5 protein-coding genes are annotated in these 7,441 nt (G+C 62.4%); 2 read left to right on the top strand and 3 right to left on the bottom strand.

Annotation, left to right across the window (positions count from 1 at the left end; all coding sequences use genetic code 11):
• Positions 1-419 precede the first annotated feature (419 nt).
• Together AC629_RS49495 and AC629_RS41040 are read left to right on the top strand one after the other, a co-directional pair.
• Positions 420-977, top strand: coding sequence for a hypothetical protein (locus AC629_RS49495; RefSeq protein WP_143199846.1), 558 nt, complete (start codon positions 420-422; stop codon positions 975-977).
• Positions 886-2,796 (top strand): autotransporter domain-containing protein, encoded by a 1,911-nt coding sequence (locus tag AC629_RS41040; protein WP_245332164.1) that lies wholly within the window; start codon positions 886-888, stop codon positions 2,794-2,796. The genes AC629_RS49495 and AC629_RS41040 overlap by 92 nt, the downstream gene beginning before the upstream one ends.
• 191 nt (positions 2,797-2,987) lie before the next feature.
• On the opposite strand, the gene AC629_RS46190 is transcribed toward AC629_RS41040, so the two are convergent.
• The 3 genes from AC629_RS46190 to AC629_RS41055 form a co-directional block, all read right to left on the bottom strand.
• Positions 2,988-3,167, bottom strand: a complete 180-nt coding sequence (locus tag AC629_RS46190) for a hypothetical protein (RefSeq protein ID WP_143199847.1) — start codon at positions 3,165-3,167, stop codon at positions 2,988-2,990.
• 202 nt (positions 3,168-3,369) lie between these two features.
• A complete protein-coding gene (locus AC629_RS41050) occupies positions 3,370-4,782 on the bottom strand; it encodes a metallophosphoesterase family protein (protein WP_143199848.1) in 1,413 nt (470 codons plus the stop codon).
• A 305-nt stretch (positions 4,783-5,087) separates the two neighbouring features.
• On the bottom strand, positions 5,088-7,088 hold the full coding sequence (locus AC629_RS41055; RefSeq protein WP_143199849.1) for a sensor histidine kinase: 2,001 nt from the start codon (positions 7,086-7,088) through the stop codon (positions 5,088-5,090).
• Between the last annotated feature and the right edge of the window lie 353 nt (positions 7,089-7,441).

Consider the following 7,441-nt stretch of genomic DNA (forward strand, 5'->3'; position numbering starts at 1 on the left):
CGTCGGCTGAATCGAACGAACTGACGCGGTCCCCCACGTCTCTGCCGCGAGAACGCGTCAGCACGGCTTAGAAAAATTACACCTCACAGAAAACCGAGTTTTTCAACACAATCAAAGGACAGAGCGGACCAAGCACTTGGCAGCCTCAGACATCCGCTTCTGTCCCGGTCATCGGGCCGCCCACGATCTATGCCAACGGTGAGCCCTGAGCGCGATGGCCGGGCGCCGGGAGCCGACTGAGCCGGCACTTCCATCTGGTTTCACGTGTTGCCTCAGGGATACATTCCTAGGATATAGATGGTTTCCCCAAATTGAGCCTTTCCGTCCAGGTTGTATCGTTTGGCAAACTCTGCTGACTTCGCTGCCGGCGAATAAACCTTGGAATCCTTCTGGGGCAAGTGCCTTGGGGCGAATCCAAGATGAAGAGATTTCGGATCGGTGGCCGGTGCGGCGCCGGCAAGCGCCAAATGGTCCGCACCGCCGCCAGCGTGCTGGTTCCGGCTTTCGCAATCGTCCTGGCGGCTGGCAAGCCGGCCCACGCCGACTGTACGCCCCAGGCCGCCGATAACGTGACGGCGAACTGTACGGGCACCACCATCAATCCGCGGCAGCTGTTTGGCTACGGCACCGGAGTCGAGACCGGGGTCACCGTCGATGTTGCCAGCGGCGCCAGGGTCACCGGCTTCATTGCTGGCATCGACCTCTCCAGTGCCACGGTGACCAACAATGCCGGGGCCAGCATCACGGGCGGCTGGTTCGGAATTTCCACAAGCACAGACGTGACGGTGACCAACGATGCCGGCGGAAGCATCACAGGCGGCGACTTCGGCATTTTCGCCGGCGCCGGTGGTTCTTCGGTCTCAACGCCGGCAGCATCAGGGGGGCATGGCGGCGATCCAGTTTTCCGGCAGCGGCAACACGCCGACGCTGGCGCCGGGCTCGGTCATCTCGGGTATTGTGCACGGCAACGGCAGTGATACGTTGCAGCTCGGCGGCGCAGGCGCGGCAAGTTTCGATATGTCGCAGATCGGCGCCGCCGCGCAGTACAGGGGCTTCGGTACCTTCAACAAGATCGGTAGTTCGACTTGGACGCTGACCGGCACCAGCACCTTTGCCGGCCCGGTGAACGTCGACGGCGGCACGCTGGCGCTGAACGGCGACATCACCTCCGCCAGCGGCGTCACCGTCTATGCCGGCGGCACGCTCGGCGGCAACGGTACCGTCGGCAACACCATCATCAATGGCGGCACGCTGGCGCCCGGCAATTCGATCGGCACGCTCACCGTCAACGGCAGCCTCACGCTGACGGCGTCGGCGACTTACCTCGTGCAAGTCTCCGGCAGCACGTCCGACAAGACCAGCGTGACAGGCACCGCCAATCTCGCCGGCCAGGTCGTGGTCGCTCCGCTGACCCGTGTCACGCATAAAACCACCTATACGATCCTGACCTCTTCGGCCCAGACTGGGACATTCGGCTCCGCCGTGGTGGGAAACAACCTGGCGAGCAATGCGCAGCTCAGCTACCTCGGTGGCAGCGTCCTGCTGTCGCTCGATCCCGGCCTGCTGTCGCCGATCCTACCGGCGAATGCCAACGTCAATCAAAAGAACGTGGCGGGCGCGATCGACAATGCCCTGCTCGCCGGCAACAATCTGTCCACCGCGTTCAGCGCGATCTTCGATCTCTCCGGTGCCAACCTTCTCACCGGGCTGACGCAACTCTCCGGCGAGAGCGCGACCGGCGCGCAGCAGACGACGTTCCAGGCGATGGACCAGTTCATGGGGGTGATGACCGCCCCCTTCATCGCAGGGCGCGGCACCCCCGTCAGCGCTGGCGGAAGCCCCAATGCCTATGCCGAGGAGAGCATGGCTTACGCCGCCAAGGGACAGGCGCGTTCGCAGAGCGAGCGCGACGCCCATGCGTTGTTCACCAAGGCGCCGCTGGCAAACACCTCTGATCCGCGCTGGAGCGTGTGGGTGTCGGGCTTTGGCGGGTCGCAGCGGACCGACGGCAACCCGGCCGCAGGATCGAACAATTCGACCAGCAGCATCTATGGCACCGCGGTCGGCGCCGACTATCGCTTCTCCCCGAACATGCTCGCTGGTTTCGCGCTCGCCGGCGGCGGCACCAGTTTTGGCGTCAGCGGCCTCGGCAGGGGACGCTCCGATCTCTTCCAAGCCGGCGTCTATCTGCGCCACATCAACGGTCCGGCCTATATCTCGGCTGCGCTGGCCTATGGCTGGCAGGACATCACCACCGACCGCACGGTGACGGTTGCCGGCGTTGATCGGCTCCGTGCCGAGTTCAATGCCAATGCCTATTCCGGTCGGCTCGAAGGCGGCTATCGCTTTGTCACCCACGGCGTCGGTCTCACGCCCTATGCCGCAGCGCAGTTCACGACGTTCGACCTGACGGCCTATGCCGAGCAGGCCCTGGCGGGCGCCGGCACCTTTGCGCTCGCCTATGGCGCCAAGAGCGTCACCGATACCCGGTCCGAACTCGGCCTCCGCGCCGACAAGTCGGTCGCGATGCAGAACGGCGTGCTGACTCTGCGCGGCCGTCTCGCCTGGGCGCATGACTTCAATCCGGACCGCAGTGTCGCCGCCACGCTCCAGACGTTGCCCGGCGCGAGCTTTATCGCCAACTGCGCCGCGCTGGCGCCGGATTCGGCGCTGACCACCGCCTCGGTTGAGATGAAATGGCTGAACGGCTGGTCGGCCGCAGGCACATTCGAGGGCGAGTTCTCGAACGTCACGCGCTCCTATGCCGGCAAGGGCGTGGTGCACTACGCGTGGTGATGCTTCGGCTTCAGGGTCAAAAGCGGCAGTCAGCCCAACGATCCTGTGGCGTCCGGTTTCCCGCAAACTGCCGACATGGCAGCGGCTGTTGCGTTGTTCAGCTCAAGGCCAATTCCGGTCGTGAGCACGTGCAGCATCAGACTGCGCAGAGAGCCGGTTATTCGACCACCTCGTCGGCGAGCGCGAGCAGCTCAAGCCGGTCGCTTCAATTCAGTGATGCGAAACGGCTCAAGCGTGTCGATCGCGCTGGCATTCTGCTGATGATAGTTGAACTTGAAAAATCGGATTGTGATAGCGTCGATCGTGAAGTCGACAAGGATGAAGCCGTTCTCCTCGATCGGTTTGAGGTTCTCTTCCATCTGCAAATGCACGGGAGGTGTCGCCCCGACACCGCGGAATGCTGAGGGCCAGCCGCGGTCACCAGTGCCAAGCGGACCTGAAAGAACACCACGATGATCGGGTTGCCGCCGAAGTCCAGCGCGCCACTGCGATGCATGCGGCCTTCAGCAATGGCATGGAGGTCGCCGCTGATGATGAGCGGGATGCGGCCAGGCATAGCAGCCACCGCCGCCATTAGCCGGTCGTGCTGCTTGAGCCAGCCGCTCTGCCAATAAGGCTTGGGCGTGTTGATGGTGAGCCGGCCGTCGGGGCCGAGGATGTCGGGGTACCATTCGCCCCATTTCCCGGCACTCCAGCCGGGGGGTTCGAAGGAATGTTGACAACGTGCACCACATCGCGCGCCGCCATGCGCGCCTTCAGCCACGTCTCCACCGTGCCGTCGACAAACACCGCGCTAGGCCCCGCCAGCGTCTGCGAGCGCCGAATGTCGTAGATCAGTATCTCGGCGAGCCTCCCGAAGCGCAGCGTGCCAAAGGCTTCGCCGACGCCCGGCGGTCGATCGGCCGCCGAGGCTCCAGGAAGCCCGAGCGGCCGCTCCGGGTCCGGCAGGTATTCCGGGTAATAAAGCTGGCGCGTCGCACGCGCGAGATTGAGCATGAATTGGTCAGGTGGAAATGTAATGATGTCGTCGGTCGCCTCATCGTTGTCGAAATAGTCGTGGTCGTCTTGCATGAAGAATACTGGAGTCGAGCGACACAATGCACCGTATTGCGGCACGATCTGAGGGCCACTCGCGCGCAAGAAAGGGGCCTCGTTGACCGTGCCGAACACCGGCTGTGCCCGATCGAACGTGCCGGCGTAGGCGATGCCCTTCGCGGATGCGCCACTGCTCTTAGAGGCCTGCGGCGCCCGCAGATCCCAATAAACTTGGTCGCCATTTGCGATCAGGGCATCGGGCTTGAAGGACAGACCGCGCGCCAGCAGGCGCCGCCGCAGCATCGAGGGCAGCCAGTTGATCTTGCCTTCGGGCAAGTCGGCATTGAGCGCGTCGTGTCCGCCCCCGCAGGTGTAGATCATCACGCGCAGCCGCTCCGGCATGGCAGTGGGCGCCGGAAAAGTCGCGAGCGGCCAAGGTTCACACAGGGCCCGGCCGTCGTCCCCTGTGAGTGAAAGCTGGTAGGTCGTCGCCGGATTGAGCCCAGGGACGTCGAATTGCCAAAAGCTGCCGTTGCCTGGGTTTCTCTGCCCGCGCACTTTGCTTGTGCCGACGACGAGTTCGGGCTCCGATGCCAAACGATGATCGAGCGAAGCCTTGATCAGGAAGCGGTCATGACCGACGGTCGGTAGCAGATGCACGAGGCGGCCTCGGTCCCAGGATTCCTCGCGTAGTCCCGCCGCGCCAGTCGCGGGTGCTGGCCCCGCCACGCCGGACGTGATGGTCGCCGGGAGAGCAGAAGCAGTCGCACCTAACAAGAAATCCCGCCGCGTTGGTATCGGCATGTTCGGGTTCCTCAGATTTGCGTTTCCTGAACTGCTGGCAGCCAATAAGCCGAGCGTCCACAGTTCGCTCCGCGCAGCGCGCGCGCCGCAAACGGCCATGCTACCGCGACCCCGCCCGGGCAGCGTGATGAATTCGCTGCGCCGCATGTTCGTTCTCTCAGGCCGAGGTCGCACTCTACCACACCGTTGAGGAAATGCCGCGATGTGCATCACCGCAATGTTGGCCGCCCAATGTCCGAGTTGGGTCACAAGCGCCGGTTTGCCCCTTAGCCGGTGGCTTCTGGTTTGCCCCCAACTTCGGACATGCCCCTGCGCCGCGCAAACTGTCGCGAAGGGCCACTTCCGGACTCATGCATCGCAGCAAAGCGTTGTTTGCCCACCTTATCTGCAACGCTGGATTCGAACTGATCCGGAATTGCAGCGACGGGGCATGCAAGTGATTGTGACGCAATCTATTGCGGCGCAGTAGGGAGAGTGAAACTGAAGGCAGCACCCTGTTGCCCCTTCGAGTTGGCCCATATCTGTCCTCCGTGGCCTTCTATAATTGATCGACAGATCGACAGTCCCATGCCCATGCCGCCTGGCTTGGTCGCGTAAAATGGATCGAAAAGATAATAGAGGTTTTCCGGACGTATGCCCGGCCCGGAATCCCGGACCGAGACGAGCACGTAATCCGATTTGTTCGCCGAAGTGCTAATCCACAATTCGCGCACAGTTAGATCACCCTCACTCATTGCCTGCACTGCGTTCAAGATCAGGTTGAGTATCACTTGTTGCACCTGAGTCCGATCCGCTTTCGCCGCGGGTAAGTTTTCGGCAAGTTGTGCCCGTACCGAGATGCGGTTTTTCGTGGCTTCACCCCGCGTGAGTTCGATCACCTCGCTGATCGTTTCATTCACTTGCAGGACCTCGATCCGCAACGGCGCTTTCTTTACGAGGTCACGAATTCGGCTGACGACATTAGCCGCTCGTCGACCATCATTTACGATCTTGGCTAGTCGTTGACGCGCCTCCTCTAAGTCCGGTGCATCATGATTTAACCAACGCAATGCCGTTTGCGCATTGAGAATTGTGGCTCCGATCGGATGATTGATTTCATGGGCAATTGAGGCGGTGAGCTGTCCCAACGTCGTTAGCCGCGCAACGCGGGCGAGCTCCATTTGTGCTTCTCTGAGCGCTTCCGCGGCTCGTGCCTCCTTGCGCGCCTGATCTGCCATTTTCTCGGCGTCAAGCTCGCTAATACGGATCGCGTTCTGGCGGAACACCTCGACCGCTTGGGCCATTTCTCCGATCTCGTCATTCCGGTCTTGCGCCGGGACCGAGATCGTTGTTTCGCCGTGCGCGAGGCGGCTCATCACGATCGTCATTTCTTGCAACGGACGCGCGATCCGCGCGCTTGCGGACCAGGCGGCAATCCCCGTGAGCAACACTGCGGCTGTCAGGACAATCAGATCAGCCGCCATGTTCAACCGGCTCCGAGCCTCCATCTCGCTTGCAAACTGACGCGTCGATTCCGTCGTTGCCTCTCCAAGGCGGAGGATGGAGCCAATCGCCTCAGTCGCATGGTCGAACCAGTCTTGTGCCGACAGCGGGTACGGTTCACCGGCGAGAGCTGCCTTGTACAGGGCATCTCGGTCCTGCTGGAACCGACCGAACATCACGTCTCGGACAGTCTGGGTCGCAGCAACGAGCGGAGGCGGAGTGCCAGGCTTTGTTGTGATTGCCTGAGCTATCTCCCACGCATACTCGACATTTCCGCGCGCGACACCCAAGGCGACAAGCTGTTCACCACGAAGCGGCGCCCCTGCCTGGATAGCCCCGTTCAGCATGCCACGCTCGCGTCCAGCGTACTCGGCCATGACCCAAGCGACATGCTTGAGCTGCTGCAGCGTCTGCAGACGTGTTTCCATCGACTCTGAATTGATCTCGGCAGCTAGTTGCAGACGCTGCGAAACTTCGATCAGCTTGGTCATCGCTGGAAACCACTCTGCCCGCAACTTGGCATCGCGCTCACTGCGAGGCTTCGAAACCTCGGCATCGACGCGCCGGTGGAGCTGATCTATGTCGCGCAGCACATCCCTTGTCTCGCGCAGCAGCGCCTGCACGGCCGAGGATTTGTCGTCCTCGAGGCGCGCCGCTGCCTCCGTGAGGGCTGCGTCGGCCTTCTTGCGGCGCTCGTCGATTTGGCTGCGGACTTCGGCTTTGAGCGGCTGCTCCGCGCTTAGCGCGCCATTCGTGATGCCGCGCTCTACGGCCCAATGGGCCGCGGCGGACAGGAGCAGGTCCGCCGTTGTATTGCTTTGGGAGGTCAGCGTGGCGAGCGCGCCCGCACGCCAAGCACTCGTCGCATTCAGCGCCAGAGTGACGGTGAGCATGGCGCCCATGGCGCCCACCAAGGCGAACAGCAGGGTCCGCAGCGACAAGGCTCGCGCGATCGAAATGATGCGGCTCATGGGAAGCTCCACGGATACCGCTTTGGGCCCTGGCTTCACAAAAAACACGACGGGGTGCGATGGTAATAGAACGGGCTTGCCCCGATTTTTTCCAATTCAAAGGAGAACGTCCTCAGCGAAGCGGCGCCACCCTCCGTCATTGCAAGTGGCGGGGCTCGCACTCGTCCAGCCCCGCTACTGTCTTTACCGATCTTGCTCTCTACAAGGGAACCGTGCGACCGCAAGAGAGGGGCCAGATCGCTTCGCGGACATTGGCGAAGGTCCGGATTGGGTCTTGGCTGTGTGAAAACGCCAAGGCGCTTGAGCGCGATAGAAGAAGTTATTCGTCCAAGGCGGTTCTAGCGCTTAAGCTA

Origin of the sequence: Bradyrhizobium sp. NAS80.1, from assembly GCF_001908205.1 — a bacterium.
Taxonomy (GTDB): domain Bacteria; phylum Pseudomonadota; class Alphaproteobacteria; order Rhizobiales; family Xanthobacteraceae; genus Bradyrhizobium.

Bases quoted from the DNA above. Each gene is read 5' to 3' on its own strand.
- AC629_RS49495 (WP_143199846.1), top strand. From the start codon at position 420: ATGAAGAGATTTCGGATCGGTGGCCGGTGCGGCGCCGGCAAGCGCCAA.
- AC629_RS41040 (WP_245332164.1), top strand. From the start codon at position 886: ATGGCGGCGATCCAGTTTTCCGGCAGCGGCAACACGCCGACGCTGGCG.
- AC629_RS41050 (WP_143199848.1), bottom strand. From the start codon at position 4,782: ATGCGGCGCAGCGAATTCATCACGCTGCCCGGGCGGGGTCGCGGTAGC.
- AC629_RS41055 (WP_143199849.1), bottom strand. From the start codon at position 7,088: ATGAGCCGCATCATTTCGATCGCGCGAGCCTTGTCGCTGCGGACCCTG.